Genomic DNA, 18,050 nt, shown 5'->3' on the forward strand with positions numbered 1-18,050 from the left:
CTGCGGCTTAAAACCTCACCTGCGGATTGATTTTCTCCGCCTCGCCGATTTGGAAGAAGGGCTGCTCACTGAAGCCGAACAGACTCGCGATGAGATTGGACGGAAACACCGCGATCGCCGTATTGAAAGCTTCCACTGTGTCGTTGTAGAACTGTCTCGCATAGCGGATTTTATCCTCAATCTCGGCAAGCTGCTGCTTGAGGTAGAGGAAATTCTCGCTCGCTTTCAAGTCCGGATAGCTTTCCGCCACGACCATCAGCCTGCTGAGCAACAACGACATCTCGCTGCTGGCTTCCGCTTTCTCGTTCACCGAACCCGCCGACGCGTACCTCGTTCTCAACTCGGTCATTTGACTGAGCGTTTCTCTCTCGTGCGCCGAATATCCCGATACGGTCTCGACCAAATTGGGAATCAGATCGAACCGATTTTTCAACACCACGTCCACCTGCGACCAATTGTTCCGCACCCGATTCCGGAGTATGATAAACCGGTTATACGTAATGACGATCCATAGAAGCACGATTGCGCCGACCGCAAGCCAAATGTAAAGTTCCACCTGTATTCCTCCTCATAAGTTTGTATAAAGTATCCGAGCTCAGAACGCTCCGCGGCCGCCTCCCCCGCCACCGCCGCCACCGCCTCCGGAGAAAAATCCGCCGTCGGAGGAATCGCTCGACGAGTTCGCTGTTTTCGCGGCAGCGGATACCGCCTGATCGAACGAATGGGTCCAATCGGCATAATAGTAGCCGGTTCCGATCCCCATAATCCCTTGGTCGCTCACTTCTTCAGGAATGTTCACGCGGGTGATCGCGATCATCCTTTTCGCTTCTCCGAGCGAGATCGCATAGACGAAATAATGCTCCCACAGGTGAACGGCCATCGGCTCCCGTGACGCAATCCGGCTGTAGTCGCGCAGGAAACGCTTGAACGCCTTCCACTTCGCGAATTCGGTCTGGCCCATTTGCGAACGCCGTCGTTTCGGAGGCATGAAGAAGCACAACGGAATGGCGCAGAACATCAACCATTTCCAATCCTCGGGCGCCAGAAATAAAAATCCGAAAAATTGCAGCAAGGCGACACCAAGTATAGATCTGCGCACACCCGGACGGCGAGTTTCGATATATGGATCTGCGGCTTTTGCCACCGCTCCCTTCCACTCGGTCCATTGCTTGACAAAGGCGGCGGCATCCTCCTTCTCCTCGGCTTGTTCGCGAATATCTGACAGCCACACTTTTCCGCTGCGTCCAATTTTTCGAAAGAACCATCTGATCAACAGATTCTCGTGAGGACTCAGTTTGCTCGCGTACACGCCAAGGCGAAACAGGTAATCCGGCTTTTTCCGACGAAACCGGAAGACACTCCGACTTCCCTCATCCGGCTCGACGGCTTGCATGGACACACACCGCTTTCTGACCAGATCCATCAACGTGGCGATGAGATCCCTGGAAGCCACACGGTAGTTCATCAAGTAACTCACGACGGCAGGCGTTACGTCGCCGGGAAGCTCGCGATAGTATTTGCCCTTCCAGTCCGGCTTGTACTTTGCAGCGTATTTGCGATATACGAGAGTACCGCCGACCAGATTCGCGATCAGCAGGACAAGAGCGCCGTAGAGACTGGGATCGCTGTACGGATTGATCTCATCCTCGTACCGATCGGCGTGGGGATCGGCCCATCTGCGTTCCTCTTCCAGAATCCGTTCCAGCATCGCTTCCGGACTCACCTTCGCGCTGCCGGGAACGTAGGAGACCGGGAACAGCACCCTCACTTCCAGCATCTCTCCGGACGGCAGCGGGCTCATCTCAAAACGGACAACGCCCCGGTCTTCGATGTCCAAGGTTCCGCTTGCCGGTCCGTGACCGAACGCCTGAACCCGCTCCCGCTCGGCGCCTTCCGGCAGTTCGACACGGATGCGAACCTTCCCCAGATCGCTGGGGTTCGTCTCGTCGAAAAACTTCCAGTAGAGCTCGGAAGTGTCCGCATAGACCTGCACGACGTTCTTGACGGTATAGGTATAGCGGAACACTTTCGTTTCATTCTCGGATTTTGCGTAAACCTTATAATTGAGCTTTTCTCCATCGGCCGTCTGTTCGAATTCAAGCGGGATGCTCTGCTGCCCGGCCTCCTCGAAAGCCTGAAAACCTTCAATCCCGTCGGAACCGGAAGAATTAAGATCCACCAGAACACCGTTAAAAGCACCGTTAAAATGGTAGGTATCCAGTTCTGTCACCTGCATGTTGCCGTCGCGATCGATGCTGGCGTGAATCTCGACCTCGCTGATTTCGAACGAACGATCCTCTGCGCGTGCCGGTTGGGCAAGCAGGGGCAAGAGGAGTGAATAGAAAAGGCCGGCGACGACTATGGCCACTGCGATGATGCGCTTCTGGCCGCCTGTGGCGGCTTTGAACGTAGCCCGGATTGCTGCTCCCACTGCCTGCCTCCTCTAACGTTTCGCTGTCGCTATCATAGTAGAAAAGGAGGACAAAGTCATCAAACTTTCGTTTGATTTTGTCGAATTATGTATGAAAAAGGAGACGGCGGCCGCCTTTCGCTCGTATTCGCCGAGGATTACGGACCTGCGAGGTTTAAGTCCCGCGCTTTGGCGATCGCCTGGCCGCGTCTCTTGACGCCAAGCTTTCCGTACAAGTGATGCGTGTGGGTTTTGACGGTCGCCTCGGTAATGGCCAGCAAAGCCGCGATCTCCTTGTTCGAATACCCGGCCGCGATCGCCCGCAGCACTTCGGTCTCCCGATCCGACAGCGGCGGCTCCGGTGCTCCGGTCGTTCCGGGGTTCCCGGCGTTACGCGCCACGGCGTCCTTCTCGACCGACCAGACTCCCCAGATCGCCTCCGAAGGCTCCTCGAACAAGGTCAGATAGGCGAAGTTCTTGACCAGCGCTTCGATGTCAGCTGCGGTTTTGTCGGTGAAGACCTCGGCGATCCGCGTGTTCTCCAAGTACATGACGGCGGGAGAAGGCATTCTCGGCAAGCCGATCGGCAAGCAAATAATCGACTTTGCCCGGCCTGCCGCAATGTGGGGGTCCGCTGCGAATTCGCTCTCTTCCGCATCCTCCAGCACTACAGGGGGCTTCTTTCCGACAGCCGCCCTCAGCACTCCCTGAGCCAGCCCCGCTCCCTCCCGTTCTCGGGCGCCGTAATAGGCAAGAGGCCGAGGCTCCATTCCATCCGCAGCGGCTACGATCATGCCGCGATCCGCGCCGGCTTTGCGACAGGCAACGGCGAGAAGCTCCTCGGGTCGCATGACCTTGAACGCCGCGGGAGGCTCGAATGGGCGATGCCCAGATTCCGCTTGGCCGTCCGGTCTCCTCCTCGGATGCCGGGGCTCCTCCGCAGCGCTCCCTGCCCGGAGCGAGGGAAGCGAGCGAATCGACGCCTCCACGTCGGGATGCTCCCGCTCCAGGCGATTCCGCTTGGCCGCATAGCCATAGGCGGAATAAGCGGACATCGCTTCCAGCAAAGCGATTAACGAGCCGGCCGTCATGCCTTTCTCGCGATAATACAGCGCCATCTTCTCCATACACAGCGGTCGAAAAACGCTTGGAAATTCGTGCTTCGCGCAGGCTGCCGCCCGTTCGTACGCCTGGAGGGCATCGCGGTTGTGCCGGTTAACTCTCGCCCATTCGGCCCGAATCAACCAATAAGCGGAGCTGTCCCGGCCGAACGGGCCTTGCCAAGCTTCCATCTTCTTGATTCTCCGACGGATCGCTCCGGCCCATGCCCGACGCTGCGCCGCCGTACCTTCCGCGAACAGGGCCGCTTGAGCCAGCGTCTCGAACAGAAGCACCCTGCGATTGCGAACCCAGTCGATCTTCAGCTCCATGCTCTTCGCCTGTTCGGCAAAGAGCAGCGTCTCCGGGTAGCGCCCGTGCAAATAAGCTTGTTCGGCGCGCAAGATGAAGTCGTAATTGTCCGGCTGCTCCCCTTCCGCCTCCGGATTGTCGGGGCGAGTGTAGAACTCCCAAGCTCCGTCCTCCTCGCAAGAACGGAGATATCTCTTCACGAGGCGAATCATGCGCATCGATGTCGCATCCAGCAGAGGCCCCGCCTCCTGTTCCAAATACCCGACCGTCTCCTCCAACTGCCTGGCCGTTCCCCAAGCGGAGATCAAGCTCGTAATTGCGGTGAGATTAAAAAAGGTCACCTGATGCTGCTCCTTGGTCTGGCGCAGCACCCGCTCCATCATGGAAGCCGTCTCCTCCGGGCGCTCGAGCTGCTCGATCATGCCCTTCATAAATAACAGCCGGGGCTGTTGGGTTGGGTGAACCCGCAGACCGCTGCTCCACACCGTGCGCAGATGCTTGGGCCAGAGACGGTATATGCCGGGAAGTCCGCGCTGCAGCAGAAACTCGAAGCAATCCAGGACGTTCAGAAAATAATCGTTGCGCCCTTTCGTCAGCCCATGCCGGACGAAGCGGGAGAAGACATAGAGCAATAGCGCCGGATCGGCAACGCTCAGCGGATAGATCAGGCCCAACAGAATTTTGCCTTGCGCGACATATTCGAAATTCTCATTTTCCGGGATCTGATCGTCGCGCGAATCGATGCCGCGCGCCGCCAGCGTCGCCCGCACCGCTTCGGCCAACGCTTTCAGCGGCGACACGCGCTCGGGAAGGAGCCAGCCGAAAGCCGCCATCGTTTCACGGCTGAGCCGAAGCGCGATCTCCGGTTCGTTCACGGCAAACAGATCCTGCTGACAGAGGCAGGCGTTCAGCCGATCTTCGATCGACAGCTTGCCGGCATGCTTGCGAATCCAGACGAACCCTTCGGCCGCCCGCTCCGTCGCCCCTCTGTAGTGCAGCAAGTTGTAGAGCCGGTACCCGATCCTGCAAGCGAGTTCGTCCGGCTCCTCCCCTTCCTGCCGAGCAAGCCCGAGCGCTTGCTCGAAATCTTCCGTCGCCTGAGTCAGGTTTCCCTTCTCCATGGCCAGCATGCCGGCCGCGTAATTGCGCTCCGCCAATGCCCGGCGACGATCCGCCGACAATCGATCCGCTCCCAGATTCAGATGCCGTCGCGCCGTTTCGCGAGCCTCTTCCCCCTCAAGCCGGTCATAGGCATCCCCGACCCGGCAGTGCCGGACGCTTCGCTCTTCCTCCGGAATCCTCTGATACAGCTTGGACTGAACATAGGCGGACAGGAACAAATACCCGTCTCCGCTCCCCTCCTCCAAGCTGACGATTCCCGATTCCTGGGCTTTATCCATCCACGTTCGCAGCTCTTCCTCATCGCGGTCCAGCAGTTCGTTCAGCACACACCTCGAAAAACGAGGCCCGATCAACGCCGCAGCAGTCAGCATCTCGACCCGTTCGCCCGGCAGCCGTTCGAGCAGATCGTCCATCGACTGCATATACCCTTCGGAGACTGGCGCTTCGGCGATCAGTTCCTCCGTCCACTCCCAGCGATGGCGTTCGAAATGATAGGACAAGCTGCCTTCGGCATGCCATCTCTCCAGATGCGTCTCTATTTCCCGCGGAACGCCTCCGCTCCACTGCTGCAAAGCTCCCGCCAGCACCCGCACGCGAGGCGATCGCTCGTGAAGCGCGCCGGACAGCCACTCCAACACATGCTCATAATCGAGAGGCTTCAAGGGAAGAGCGGCTGCCGGTACTGTCGCAGAGCCAGCAGCCTCGTATCCGATATTGCCGCCGACCTCGCCGTCGGAGCGGAGAAGCGCCAGCAGTCCTCCGTTCTCCATTCGTCCCAGCCAGCCGTATGCCTCGCCGATGACGGACGGGGCCGCTTGTTCCACATCGTCGACGATCAAGACGCGTATCTGCTGCGACTCAGCCTCCGTAGCGGATGTTCGCATGATCGGTTCGTCCTGAAGGCACAGGCACAGCCCCTGCCGCAGCCATTGCTCCTCTGCTTGCTCCAGCAATCCTCTCCGTTCACCCGTATCCAGAGCGGACACCAGAGCGGCCAAATGTCCTTCTCGCAGCAGTTGCCGCTTCCATTCCCTCATCAATCGGCTTTTGCCTATCCCGCAAGCGCCCGTTACCGCGACCACTTGCGGCTCCTTACGGGCCGCCAGGAAAAGCCGGTTCAATTCAGCCAGCTCCTCTTGTCTGCCCAGGACGCGCTTCGGCCCGGCCAGCCGGCTCCGCCCGTCAAACTTAAACAGCTCATCCTCGGAGAGCCCCGGCTTCTCCCGGCACTGCCGGAGATCCATCAGCATGCCGTACGCCGTCTGGTAACGGGCCTTAGGCGATTTCTCCAGCGCTCTCTCCACAATCCGGCAGATCGGCCCCGCCGCTTCGAGGAGAGCCGGCGGGAAGGGGCGCGGCGGATGGATCAGATGCGCTTCCTCCCAGGTCTGATCTTCCTCCGGCTCGACCGGCAGTCGTCCGGTCAGCATCTCGTACAGCATCGCTCCGAATGCGTACAGATCGCTGCGCTCGTCCGGTCGTCGGCCCAGGCCAAGCTGCTCCGGAGCCCCGTAGGCCGGATTCCCCGCAGCGGAAGGCGCCCACTCCACCACGGAATCAGGCTGTACGGAGAAGTCGGCCAGCTGCAAATCGGCGATCATCCCGTTCCGAACGTGCGCATCGTGAATAATCTCCGCCATCCGGATGCCCAGCTTCAGAAACAAATCTATGGGAAGTGCACTGTCCCGCAACAAGCTTGATATCGATCTTGAGGTGATTATGGACATTAAACATTATCCCCGTTAGTTGTGTAGTCGTTTAAGCGATCATACAGTCCCTATCATTATAGCTTAAACGAATTTACGAGAGATACTAAAGAAATGAGGCAACCCCGCAGGGCTGCCTCTGATATTACGCGATTACCGATCACCGGGAACGAACTTCCACATAGAGTAGCTTCGATAGCCTCCCGTTACGTTTTTTACTCTAAACCCTCTTTGTTTCAGAATTCGAGAGGCAATGTACCCTCTCATGCCAACGGCGCAGTACGCCCAAATTTCTTTCTCCGGGTCCAGTTCCCCGATTCTGCTTCGCAGGTCGTCGACCGGAATATGCCGCGCTCCCTCTATATGCCCTTGGTCGTACTCCGCAACCGTTCTTACGTCCAGGAGAATGTGCCGCTCCGGATCGTACAATTCCAGCTCCTTCGGCGCCGCTGCCTCGGTCAAACCTCTTAACACGTTTTGCGCCAGGTAACCCGCCATATTGACCGGATCTTTAGCCGACGAGAACGGAGGCGCATACGTCAGCTCGAGCTCCGCAAGATCGTGCACGGTGCCTTTCAGGCGGAGGACGGTCGCAATGACGTCGATTCTTTTGTCGACCCCTTCCGCTCCGAACGCCTGCGCCCCAAGAATCTTCCCTTCGTTGTCAAACAGCAGTTTCAGGGCAATCGGCTTCGCACCGGGATAATACGTGGCGTGCGAGCTTGGATGAACATACACCGAGCGGTATGGAACGGCCAGCCTCGCAAGCGTCCGTTCGTTGGCTCCCGTGCTTGCTCCAGTCAGACTGAAAATTTGGATAATGGCGGTGCCTTGAGTCCCTTTGTACGAGGACGGCAGCCCGCAGATGCGATCGGCGGCGATACGCCCCTGCTTGTTCGCCGGCCCGGCCAGCGGAATCGCCGTTGGCGCGCCGGACACGTAATCCGTGACTTCGACGGCATCTCCGACCGCATACACGCCTTCGCAGCTGGTCTGCATCGATTCGTCCACCAGAATATGGCCTCTGGCTCCCAGCTTGATTTCGGAATCCTGCAAGAAGCCGGTATCCGGAGCTACGCCAATGGCGAGAATGACCATGTCCGCGCCGATTTCCCTGCCGCTCTGCAAGACGATCGCGATTCCTCCGTTCTTCTCCGCGAACGATTGAACGCCGTCTCCGAGCAGCAGCCGAACCCCGTTGTCCTGAAGCTCCTTCTCCGCGAACGCCGCCATCTCGGCGTCAAAAGGCGCGAGAATATGGGGAGCCGCTTCGACCAAAGTAACGTCCAGTCCCCGATGCCTGAGATTTTCCGCCATCTCTACGCCGATATATCCTCCGCCGATGACGATCGCGCTGCGGGTATTTTCCCGGTCGACTTGAGATTTGATTCGATCCGTATCCGCCATATTCCGCAGCGTAAAGATTCGCTCGCTCTCCATTCCCGGAATCGGCGGCTTCAGCGGCTTGGCTCCGGGAGACAAAATCAAATCATCGTAACTCTCTTGATAGACTCCCCGGGTTTTGCTGTTTACCGTAACCGTCTTCTCCTTCACGTCGACTTTCGTCACTTCGCTATGGGTCCGAACGTCGAGGTTGAATCGCGCCTTCATGCTCTCAGGCGTTTGCACCAGCAGCTTGGAGCGGTCTTGAATCTTCTCTCCGATGTAATAAGGAAGTCCGCAGTTCGCGAACGAGATGTGGGCGCCGCGCTCGAACAGAACGATCTCCGCTTCCTCGTCCAGTCTCCTAAGCCGGGCTGCAGCGGACGCTCCGCCGGCAACGCCGCCTACGATGAGAACCTTCTTTGCCATTATCAGTTCACCTGCCCGCTCTAAAGTGTTAAATTCCGTATGCGATTTCTCCTGTCCAGCCGGACATGCCTCCGGACATATTGATTGCGTGGAAGCCCAACTCCTCAAGAAGCTCGCAAGCCAGTCCGCTGCGATTCCCGCTGCGGCACACGACGATGTACGACGCCGAACGATCCAACTCCCCGCGCCGGCTCATGATCGATACGAGCGGCAGATGTTTGGCTCCGGGGATATGGCCGATTGCCCATTCCTCCGGCTCCCGTACATCGAGAATTAACAGCCTCTCGCCTTTTGCCAAACGTTCCTTTACTTCTTCGGGCCGTATTTCTTTCGAATATTTTCCCGCCAAGCTGCCCACGCTCCCTAAGCTAAAATAAAAGATTGGATTGGATTTCGAACAATCCTATATACCCCATATGGTATGTTAGATGTCGAAAATATATACCCTTATGGGTATATAAAAATCATACAAAGCTTGGGACGCATTGTCAAGCGATCGGCCGTCCGGCGACCATGAGAGCGCAACAAGCGCCTATCGGGCAATAATTAGAGTAAAGCCGGGCGAGAATCAGGTGAATCCCTGATTCTCGCTCGGCTTTATACTTCCTCCGACGAGCTGCCGGCCTGGAACTGCTTCCTGGCCCACTCGATATAGGACGGATGCGTCTGAAGCAGCTGTTCGTGCTTGCCGATCCCGGTCACCTTGCCATGCTCCAGCACGATAATCCGATCCGCTTCCACCACCGTGGACAAGCGATGGGCGATGACGATCGTCGTGCGGTCGTTCATCAGATGGTTCAGCGCCTTCTGAACTTCATGCTCGGAATCGCTGTCCAGACTGGCCGTTGCCTCGTCCAAAATAAGCAAATCCGGTTTTCTCAGCAGCGCCCGCGCAATCGCCACTCTCTGCCGCTGGCCTCCCGACAACTGTATGCCTCTCTCCCCCACCTCGGTATCGTACCCTTTTGGCAAAGCCTTGATAAATTCGTGCGCATACGCCTGCTTGCCGGCTTCTATCATCTCTTCTTCCGTCACGTCCGCTCCGCAAGCATACATGATATTTTCGCGGATCGTTCCGGTCATCAGCGTGCTCTCCTGCGAGACATAGCCGATCTTGCCTCTCCAGGAATCCAGATCATACGCCCTGATGGATTCTTCTCCGTACGCGATGAGACCTCCGCCAGGTTCGTAAAATCGCTCAAGCAGAGAAAAGACGGTTGTTTTCCCGCTTCCGCTGGGACCGACCAACGCCGTTATTTGATTGGCCGGCACGGTAAAGGAGACATTGCGCAGAACGGGCTCGTTGTCCGAATAAGCAAACGTTACGTCGCGGAAATTCAGATCGCGCTGTTCCCTGGGAGCCGGAACGCCGGTGCGCGACGGTTCGGCGCCATACTCGAGAATAAGCCTTAGACGTTCCGTCACGCCCATCACCTTCTGCAATTGGGAATAGAACGTGGCGAATTGGCTGAAGGGCCACATGATCTGGAACAACAGCAGTATAAACGATACCAGCTCTCCCGCGCTGAGCGCTCCCGAAGAAACTCTGACGCCGCCGTAGCCGATAATGACGACAAGCAGCGCGACCATTACCATGGACATGAGGGGCATAAGCACGGCATTGATTTTGGCCTCTTTCATTCCGAAGCGGAACAGATTGTCCATTTTCTCGTATCCGCCGCTTTGTTCCTTGGTCTCGGCATTGGATGCCTTCACCAGCCTGATCTCGCCGATGACCTGCGTCAGCAACGACGCCAGCTTCGCCAGCTGCTCGTGCATGCTGATCGATATTTTGTACATCTTGCCGCCGATCGGCATCAGAATGCCGAAGCCGAGCGGTACCGCGAGCAAAATGATCAAAGTCATCTGCCAGTCGATATAGAACAGGATCGCGACGGCGCCGACTACCGTCAGCACGTTCGAGCTGAACGCAATCAAATGATCGGTGATGAGCGTCTTGATCTCGTTCGTATCGTTGGTCACTCTGCTCATCGTATCCGCCGACCGATATCGGTCGAAGAACGGAACCGGCAGCGACAGCACCTTGTCCCACAGCCTCTTGCACATTTTATTGACGACGCGGTTCCCGACGAACGCCAGCATGTAATACGACAGGCCGCCCGTGATCGCTTCCGCGACAAAGATGACCGCCAACAGCAGAATCGAATTTCTGTTCAGCGTATCCTTCGAGAAATTGTCGATCAGATCGCCCGTAATCAAAGGCACGACAAGACCGATAAGCGACGATGCGATGCTTAACACAACGGCCGTGCCGAGCACCAGCTTCGGAAAACCCGTTTCGCGAAGCAATCTGACAAAGTAGGTCACCGTAGTTCTTTGAATCTTCCCTTTGGCCGAGTCCTTTTCATTCGTTTCCATCTATTCCACCCTCCAAAACCAGTTTTTTCGCTTAGCAATTCCTCCTCAATAATCCATTTTATAACATTGATGCAAGTCACAAGGTTTATCGGAGTACAGTCCTTGTACGTCGCTGTTCGACCAGGAATATTCCGTCACATTGCTTTAAGCTTTTACATCAATGTAGTTCCAACTCGCTCTCTCGTTTCAGAACAGCACATTGATTTAATATATTCGAATCATTCATTCACATTATTCAATTTTACAAAACATTTCTGATAATTCTACAATAGAGTCAACAGGATCCTGTCGGAAGGATACCTCAGAAGGAGGATGTGGAATGACAATCTCGGGAATAACTCGCGGCAATCCGGAGGCGGCTCACTGTGCCTTTACATTCGATGACGGTCCGATGCGGATTTCGATTGACCCATGGCTGGATGCCTTGGAGCAGGGAGGCGCTTGCGGGACGTTTTTTTTGACAGGCGAGTGGTTCGATCGGCACCCTGCGAAAGCAAGAGAGATGCTGGCCAGAGGCCATGAGCTGGCAACGCATACCTACCATCACCGCAGAATGGCGGATGTGACCAAAGCCGTCTTCTTCGAAGAGCTGAGGCTGGCCGAGCTCGCTTACCAAGAAGCAACCGGAAGGCCGGTTCCGGCCCTCATACGTTTTCCTTACGCCTCTTACCGGGATGAAAATATGGAGTGGCTGCGGGAGTGGAACTATCTGCTCATCGAAGGGGAGGATACGGTCGACTGGTCGGGGCCGCCAAGCGCGCAGCTTGTAGAGCGGGTGATCCCTAAGCTGGTTAACGGGGCGATCTTTATGTTCCATGCCAATGAAATCGCCAAAGAGACGCCGCAAGCCGTCAAATCGCTTGTACGCCATACTCGCGACAGAGGTTTTGCCGCGGTTTCCGTATCCGAACTGCTTCGTGCGAATGGCATCCCAACGGGAGAACGCAGCTGGCAAGTCCGCTTCCGACCGGCTGTCCAAGGTTCTTTCCTTAGCGAGCAGTGGAAGCCCGTAGCCGGGGACGATGAATTGCAAAAGCTGGCCGCCGATTCACTGGAATGGGGAAATCCGAAAGCCCCGACAGGGGCCGGCGCCTATAGCAAATGGCTGCAAGCCCTCTCCACCCCTGTCCAGTGGGATGACGACACGCGTTTTGTCGCCCGCAGCTTTGCCGGTCAGCACTGGGCATACGTGCGCGCTACGGTCCGCGGCGACGCGCTGGTGCTGGAGGACTTCGCTGCGAAGGAAGCTCATGCAGATGCTTTGGTGTATATCCTGCAATGGGCGGCTCACGAGGCATCAGCCTTCGGCTGCAAGTGGGTTACCGCCTCACAGGACATGCGCCGTATCCACAAGCTGTGCGAACAACTGGGTCTCGAAGCGGAGATTGTCACGCAAGATTAAGGGATGGCCGTCCGATGCTCCTGATTGCCTCCATTAAGAACAATGCCGCTTTCCCCAGGAAGTTTTTATCTCTATAAGCAATGCCTATAGTGACGACAGGCTCGAGATCGGCTATCGGCCTTATGACCAGGGAGCCTTCCTGTTCGAGGCTGCTGTAAATCGGAACAATCCCGATGCCGAACTCCGCCTTCACCATTTGTTGAATGACAAAGAAGCTTCCAACCTCCATATAAGAGAATTGGTTTTGCCGAGTCGGATGAATCGTCGTTTCCCACAGCTCCCGATAAATACAAGTCGGCTCTTTGACCAGAATAGTTAGCCCTTCGAGATCGCTCGCGGAGATGCTGTCTCGATCGGCTAACGGGTGATTCATGTTTAACATGACTCCTAATCGCTCCTCAATCAGCGGCTCGAACGCCAGCATGAGCTTCGAGGGCGGAGACGAGCAAACGCCGAAATCCAGTTCGCCGGCCCGAACCCTCTCCGCGATCGATCTGCTGCCGCTAACTTCCATAGTTAGCTCCACTCTCGGTCGCTCCCTGCAAAAGTCGGCTACAAGGGTCGCCAGTTGCTGGCTTGCGATGGGCTCGACAGCGGCAAACCGCACCGAGCCGCTATCTCCCGCCGCAATATCCGAGACGGTCTGCCGCATCGCTCCGATCGACTTCAGCAAAACCGAAGCCTCCTGATAGAGCCAGCGGCCGGCTTCGGTCGCGATCATGCGTTTGCCGTCGCGCACGAATAAGGAAACGTCCAGATCCGCTTCGAGACGCTGAATCTGAAGGGTTACCGTAGAAGGCGCATATTGAAGCTCCTCGGCAGCTTTCAGAAAATGTCCAAGACGCACGCATGCCTCGAAAGTCTTTAAGGCTCGGATATCCATTGTCATCACCATTGGTTTATATTTTCAAAACTATTCATTGATATAGTTCGATTTTATAAAACATTACTATGATTTTACAATAGGATCAACTTATGATTTCGGGAGAAGATCGGATATATGGGCACAAAATCCGCGTTTAATTGGATTACTCTATGGGCATCGCTTCTGTTTGTCGTCATCCTCGGTTTTTCCCGGCTCTCCTACGGCATGTTCTTGCCTGGGATACAGAGGGCGATCGGGGGCAGCTACGGCCAGTTGGGGATGCTCGGCACGGTCAACTTTATCGGTTATTTGGTCGGAACCTTGTGCCTCTCCCCTCTGCTCTCGCGGTTTCCGGACAGCAAACCCGTCATTAATCGGATAACGTGCCTATTGCTCGGATTGACGTTGATCGGCTCGGCTTTCAGCGACCATTTTATCCCGCTTGGAATTTGGCGGTTCGCGATCGGGTTGTTATCGGCCGTCGCTACAGTGCTGGTCCTGTCCATTGCCATGGATGCCGTTCGACCGGAGGAACGCGGAGCGGCATCGGGTCTGATATGGCTGGGCGGATCTGCGGGCATTCTGGTGACGGGGTTATTCGCCCCATTAACTATAGGTCCTTCGCACTTGCAGGGGTGGCGGTATGCTTGGGTCGCCATGGGCGTTGTCGGGGTTATTGCCGCGTTCGGTTTCGAGTTCGTCACCAGAAAAAGGGGAGCCGACAACGTCCCCTCGCAGACGGAATCAAAGTCGCGTATCAAAGAAAACGAAAATGTGTATCGTCTCCTGTTGGACCCGAGGAAGTTCCTGTTCCTCATCGCTTCTTATTTTTTCTTCGGCTCAGGGTACATCATCTACTTCACGTATTTGATTCCCTCTCTGGTGAGCCAGGGCATTCCGTCCCTCTATGCCGGATTGATATGGTCCGGAATCGGATTTGCGGGATTGTTTAACGGATGGATCGGAGGCAAAGCCATCGACCGATGGCCGAGCGGATATACGCTTGCGTCGGGATTAACCTTGGGGACGATCGGCGTGATCGGGGCTACAACCAATACTATGTTATTGACCGTGCTCGGAGCCGTCCTCATTGGGCTGGTCTCCTTTATTACCCCGCCGCTGATGACGACTGCGCTGCTTCGCCGCCATGTCCCCCACCATGCATATGCGGCATGTCTTAGCGCAGCTACGGCCTTTTTTGCCTCCGGCCAGATTATCGGTCCCATCGTTGGAGGCGTGGTGGTCGAACGGTACAACTTGCAATTCGGCGTCGCATCCAGCGCAATCTTTATGGCTATCGCCGCCGTGTTCGCTGGCTTGTATGGCCAACAGCAGCGTAAGCTTGAGGCCGGTGGTTTGGCTGAATCTCCATTGCCTCTCCAAGATAAATGAAGGGGAAGCCTCCCGGCTCCCCCCTCATGTCGGCTGAAAAACTCAGCCTTATTTCTTCCACGCGTCGATTTGTTTCTGGATTTCCGCCACAATCTTGTCGCTGCCGGCTTTCTTCAGCTTATCAATAAATTCCGGAAGGTACTTCTCCGGGTCGACCGAACCGGTCTCGAGCATCGGAATGTATTGATCCGTAACGGTCGCCGTCTGAGCCAATTCCGACTTCACCGGCGCGGGATCGAAGTTGAATCCGATGAGAGGCGAAGGCGCGGCCGAATTGTTGAGTGCAATCGTCTCTTCCCAGATGCCGGGCTGCTGGCCTTTGCGATAATAACCGCTGAACTGGTTTCCGTACAACCAATCGGCGTTCGGGGCGTAGCCGCCGTCTATGATAGCTTCGACGGTTACGTCGTCCAGCTTGTTGTAATGCTTCCCTTCAATTCCGTGCGCAAGCGTATTGAAGAGTTCCTTGTCGCTGTACAGCAAATCCAGGAACATAATCGCTCTTTCCGGATTTTTCGACGATTTGCTGACGGCCGTCATCGTCGCGATAATAGAGCTTGTAAGCAGATACGGTTTGGACAATGCCACGTCCTTCACTTCTCTGCCTTCCAGCTTGGCAGCGGTCTCGGACTCGCCGCCCGGCTTCAAGTTGCCGGACAGGAAGCTTGCGTATTTGCCGGCCGCGAAATCCGCCGAATCGTCCGAAAGCGTCGCCGCGTCTTTGCGGATGTAGCCCTTCTGAAACCAGCTTCTCATCAGGGTCAAATGATTTTTGTACGCTTCGGACTCGAATTGATTGACGACCTGCAGCGACGAATCGTCCAGACGGACGACGCCCGGTATGTTACGGCCCGCCGCTTCGTCATAACCGTACGAGACGTTAAGCGTGCCGCCGAAGTTCCCTTTGGTAACCTGGAAAGGGTACAAGTCCGGATGGCTCTCCTTCACGGCTGCAAGGAACGGCTCGATGTCCGCGAACGTCTTGACCGTATCCGCGTTGAAGCCCGTGCTCTCAAGCAGCCCCTTCTGGAACGTAACCGCATCTGTTTTCGCCCAAATCTGATAGTTGGGAATGGCGTATTTCTTGCCGTTTACTTTCAGCGCGTCCCAGCCCATCTGCGGAATCGTCTTCATGATCGTAGGCGCATATTGGTCCAGCAGATCGTCAAGCGGCAGGAATACGTCCTTGCTGACGTTCGTGTAATAGTTGTTCATCCAGTTGGCTGTAAACGCCAGATCATACGATTCGCCCGATGCGTTCATCAGTTGCAGCTTCTGGTCATATTCGCCCCAGTCGGTAGGTTTCAGTTGGATCGTTGCATTGATTTTTTCCTGCAAAATTTTGTTCATCGCCGCCTCTACTTCCGCTTGACCGGCTTGCACCCCGCCAGGGAAATACCATGTCAGCACAGCGGGTTCGAGCTTCGGCGCCTCCGATGGCGACTCGGAAGCCGATGACGATGACGATGCCGTGCTTGTGCCGCTTGCCGGTTGATTCGCCTCTTTGCCGGCGCATCCCGCCAGCACCATTGTGACTGTCAGCATGATTGCGAGTACGAACGGAACCATTCCTTTATACCTTTTTCTGTTCAATTGCATTGCCTCCCTTTGGATGGATTGTCTATTGTAACGGATACAATCCGGTACAACCGCTTTGTCGCTCCTCAGCCCTTGACGGCGCCGACAGTCAAGCCTTTGATGAAATACTTCTGGAAGAACGGAAAGGCGAGCAGCATCGGACCGCATGCCAGAATAGCCATTGCCATGCGTGCGGATTCGTTAGGGAATTGACTCGTATCGATGGAAACATTGCCCGCTCTCACCGCACTCGTCAGATACGTAATGTTGTTCATGATGCGGTACAGCAAATATTGCAACGGAGTCAAGCTGCCCTTGTCGATGAAGAGCATCCCAAGCCACCAGTCGTTCCAGTAGACAAAGGCGATGAACAAACCGACAGTGGCCAGGGCAGGCTTGGAGATCGGCAGTATAATCGTATAAAACGCACTCCACTCGCCGGCGCCGTCGATTTTGGCGGACTCGATCAGTTCAGGCGGAATATCCGCGAGAAACCCCTTCATCAAGAGGACATGCCACGGCAGTATCACATAAGGCAAGATCAGGGCGAGCAATGTATCGTTCAATTGCAGATACTTCGTAATCATGATGTACCAAGGAACGAGTCCGCCGTTGAACAGCAGCGTGAAGAAGACGAGGAACGAGAACAGGTTCTTGAACCGGAAGTCCTTGCGCGATAATGCGTAAGCGAGCTTGGCGGTCAACAAGAGGCTGAGCGCCGTTCCCGCAACCGTCACCAGGATGGTCACTCCATATGCCTGAAGCAAGCTTGTCGGGCTGGCGAACAAATATTTGTAAGCGAACAAGGTAACATTCTTCGGTATAAGCTTGAAGCCTTCGAGCGCCACGTCTCTTTCGGACGAGAACGAGATCGAGATGACGTACAAGAAAGGCAAGACGCAGAATGCCGAGAACAGGATGAATACAAGATGCGCGGCGAGCCTGCCGGCCGATAGCTTGCTGGATGTGGTTGGCACCGGGTTCACTCCTTAAAAAATCGCGTTGTCTTTGTTGATTCTGCGTACGATCGCATTAACCGTAAGGACGAGGACGAAGCCGACGAGCGACTGGTACAGGCCGACCGCGGAGGCCATGCCGATATCGCCCGATACCCGCAAAGCCCGGAACACATAGGTGTCGATCACTTCCGTCGTCCCGTACAAGGCGCCGGAGTTCGCGGGGATGAAGTAGAACAGCCCGAAGTCCGAGTAGAAAATTTTACCGATAGCCAGCAGCGTAAGCAGTGTAATAAGCGGAGTCAGCAGAGGAAGCGTAATCTTCCGAACCTGCTGCAGCCTTGTTGCCCCGTCGATCGCCGCCGCCTCGTAATACGTGCGATCGATGCCCATCAATCCCGTATAGTAGATGAGCAGCGCATATCCGATACTCTTCCACAAGTAAGCGAAGCTCAGAATAAACGGCCAGTATTTCGGTTCGAAATAGAAGTTGATTTCGTCCATTCCGAATGACTCGAGCAGCATGTTAATGACACCCATCTCGGGATTTAACAACGCGTAAGTAACATAGCTGACGACGACCCAGGACAGAAAATAAGGGAAAAACATCGCCGTTTGGTACACCTTAACGGATTTGCGTCCGAGCTCGAACATCAGAATCGCGAATACAACCGACAGAATCGTCGACAGGACGATGAAGCAAAGGTTGAGCAAAATCGTGTTCCGCGTCACCTGGTAGGCCGCGTCGGATGTGAAAAAAAACTTGAAATTATCGAATCCGCTCCAAGGGCTCCCCAAGATCCCGTCCGAGTAGTTGTAATTTTTGAACGCGAGCACAAGTCCGAAAATCGGCAAGTAATAGAACACGAGGACGAACAGGAGCCCCGGGAACGCCAGGGCCATAAGCCCCTTGTGTTTGTTGATATCCTTCGTCAGTCTCTGCCAGTAAGTCGTCTCCATAAGGCGGCTCCCCTCCGTTTGATTGATTTGTGCGGAATAGATTCCGCCATCGACGGAT

12 protein-coding genes are annotated in these 18,050 nt (G+C 55.8%); 2 read left to right on the top strand and 10 right to left on the bottom strand.

What is annotated here, in order from left to right; translation table 11 throughout:
• Positions 1-7: 7 nt before the first annotated feature.
• The 6 genes from B0G52_RS11930 to B0G52_RS11955 all read right to left on the bottom strand — a co-directional run bounded on the left by B0G52_RS11930 (position 8) and on the right by B0G52_RS11955 (position 10,839).
• Complete coding sequence (locus B0G52_RS11930; protein ID WP_198960635.1) at positions 8-556, bottom strand: LemA family protein; 549 nt, start codon at positions 554-556, stop codon at positions 8-10.
• A gap of 39 nt (positions 557-595) precedes the next feature.
• Complete coding sequence (locus tag B0G52_RS11935; protein WP_094044448.1) at positions 596-2,431, bottom strand: DUF2207 domain-containing protein; 1,836 nt, start codon at positions 2,429-2,431, stop codon at positions 596-598.
• A 137-nt stretch (positions 2,432-2,568) separates the two neighbouring features.
• Complete coding sequence (locus B0G52_RS36540) at positions 2,569-6,582, bottom strand: LuxR C-terminal-related transcriptional regulator (RefSeq protein ID WP_158223676.1); 4,014 nt, start codon at positions 6,580-6,582, stop codon at positions 2,569-2,571.
• 219 nt (positions 6,583-6,801) lie between these two features.
• Entirely contained in the window at positions 6,802-8,460 is a 1,659-nt protein-coding gene (locus B0G52_RS11945; RefSeq protein WP_094044451.1) for an FAD-dependent oxidoreductase, read from the bottom strand.
• A 28-nt stretch (positions 8,461-8,488) separates the two neighbouring features.
• The gene (locus B0G52_RS11950) at positions 8,489-8,809 is read right to left on the bottom strand and encodes a rhodanese-like domain-containing protein (protein ID WP_094044453.1); all 321 of its coding nucleotides are present in this window, start codon (positions 8,807-8,809) and stop codon (positions 8,489-8,491) included.
• A 248-nt stretch (positions 8,810-9,057) separates the two neighbouring features.
• Positions 9,058-10,839, bottom strand: coding sequence for an ABC transporter ATP-binding protein (locus B0G52_RS11955; protein ID WP_094044455.1), 1,782 nt, complete (start codon positions 10,837-10,839; stop codon positions 9,058-9,060).
• Between the two features lie 319 nt (positions 10,840-11,158).
• Here B0G52_RS11955 and B0G52_RS11960 point away from each other — a divergent pair, with 319 nt between their 5' ends.
• The gene (locus tag B0G52_RS11960) at positions 11,159-12,241 is read left to right on the top strand and encodes a polysaccharide deacetylase family protein (RefSeq protein ID WP_094044457.1); all 1,083 of its coding nucleotides are present in this window, start codon (positions 11,159-11,161) and stop codon (positions 12,239-12,241) included.
• Here B0G52_RS11960 and B0G52_RS11965 read toward each other — a convergent pair.
• On the bottom strand, positions 12,228-13,136 hold the full coding sequence (locus B0G52_RS11965; RefSeq protein ID WP_369827047.1) for a LysR family transcriptional regulator: 909 nt from the start codon (positions 13,134-13,136) through the stop codon (positions 12,228-12,230). The two genes, B0G52_RS11960 and B0G52_RS11965, sit on opposite strands and share 14 nt — an antisense overlap.
• A 105-nt stretch (positions 13,137-13,241) precedes the next feature.
• Here B0G52_RS11965 and B0G52_RS11970 point away from each other — a divergent pair, with 105 nt between their 5' ends.
• Positions 13,242-14,498: a YbfB/YjiJ family MFS transporter gene (locus B0G52_RS11970; protein ID WP_094044459.1), complete on the top strand. Its 1,257-nt coding sequence runs from the start codon at positions 13,242-13,244 to the stop codon at positions 14,496-14,498.
• A gap of 48 nt (positions 14,499-14,546) precedes the next feature.
• On the opposite strand, the gene B0G52_RS11975 is transcribed toward B0G52_RS11970, so the two are convergent.
• The 3 genes from B0G52_RS11975 to B0G52_RS11985 form a co-directional block, all read right to left on the bottom strand.
• Positions 14,547-16,091, bottom strand: coding sequence for an ABC transporter substrate-binding protein (locus B0G52_RS11975; protein ID WP_233162610.1), 1,545 nt, complete (start codon positions 16,089-16,091; stop codon positions 14,547-14,549).
• A gap of 71 nt (positions 16,092-16,162) precedes the next feature.
• Entirely contained in the window at positions 16,163-17,053 is an 891-nt protein-coding gene (locus B0G52_RS11980) for a carbohydrate ABC transporter permease (RefSeq protein ID WP_094044463.1), read from the bottom strand.
• Between the two features lie 12 nt (positions 17,054-17,065).
• Complete coding sequence (locus B0G52_RS11985; RefSeq protein WP_094044465.1) at positions 17,066-17,992, bottom strand: ABC transporter permease; 927 nt, start codon at positions 17,990-17,992, stop codon at positions 17,066-17,068.
• Positions 17,993-18,050: the final 58 nt, after the last annotated feature.

The sequence above is a fragment of the Cohnella sp. SGD-V74 genome (assembly GCF_003001675.1).
Classification (GTDB): domain Bacteria; phylum Bacillota; class Bacilli; order Paenibacillales; family Paenibacillaceae; genus Cohnella.

Coding starts and splice junctions, on each gene's coding strand:
- B0G52_RS36540 (WP_158223676.1), bottom strand. CDS start 6,582: ATGGCGGAGATTATTCACGATGCGCACGTTCGGAACGGGATGATCGCC.
- B0G52_RS11945 (WP_094044451.1), bottom strand. CDS start 8,460: ATGGCAAAGAAGGTTCTCATCGTAGGCGGCGTTGCCGGCGGAGCGTCC.
- B0G52_RS11955 (WP_094044455.1), bottom strand. CDS start 10,839: ATGGAAACGAATGAAAAGGACTCGGCCAAAGGGAAGATTCAAAGAACT.
- B0G52_RS11960 (WP_094044457.1), top strand. CDS start 11,159: ATGACAATCTCGGGAATAACTCGCGGCAATCCGGAGGCGGCTCACTGT.
- B0G52_RS11965 (WP_369827047.1), bottom strand. CDS start 13,136: ATGGTGATGACAATGGATATCCGAGCCTTAAAGACTTTCGAGGCATGC.
- B0G52_RS11970 (WP_094044459.1), top strand. CDS start 13,242: ATGGGCACAAAATCCGCGTTTAATTGGATTACTCTATGGGCATCGCTT.
- B0G52_RS11985 (WP_094044465.1), bottom strand. CDS start 17,992: ATGGAGACGACTTACTGGCAGAGACTGACGAAGGATATCAACAAACAC.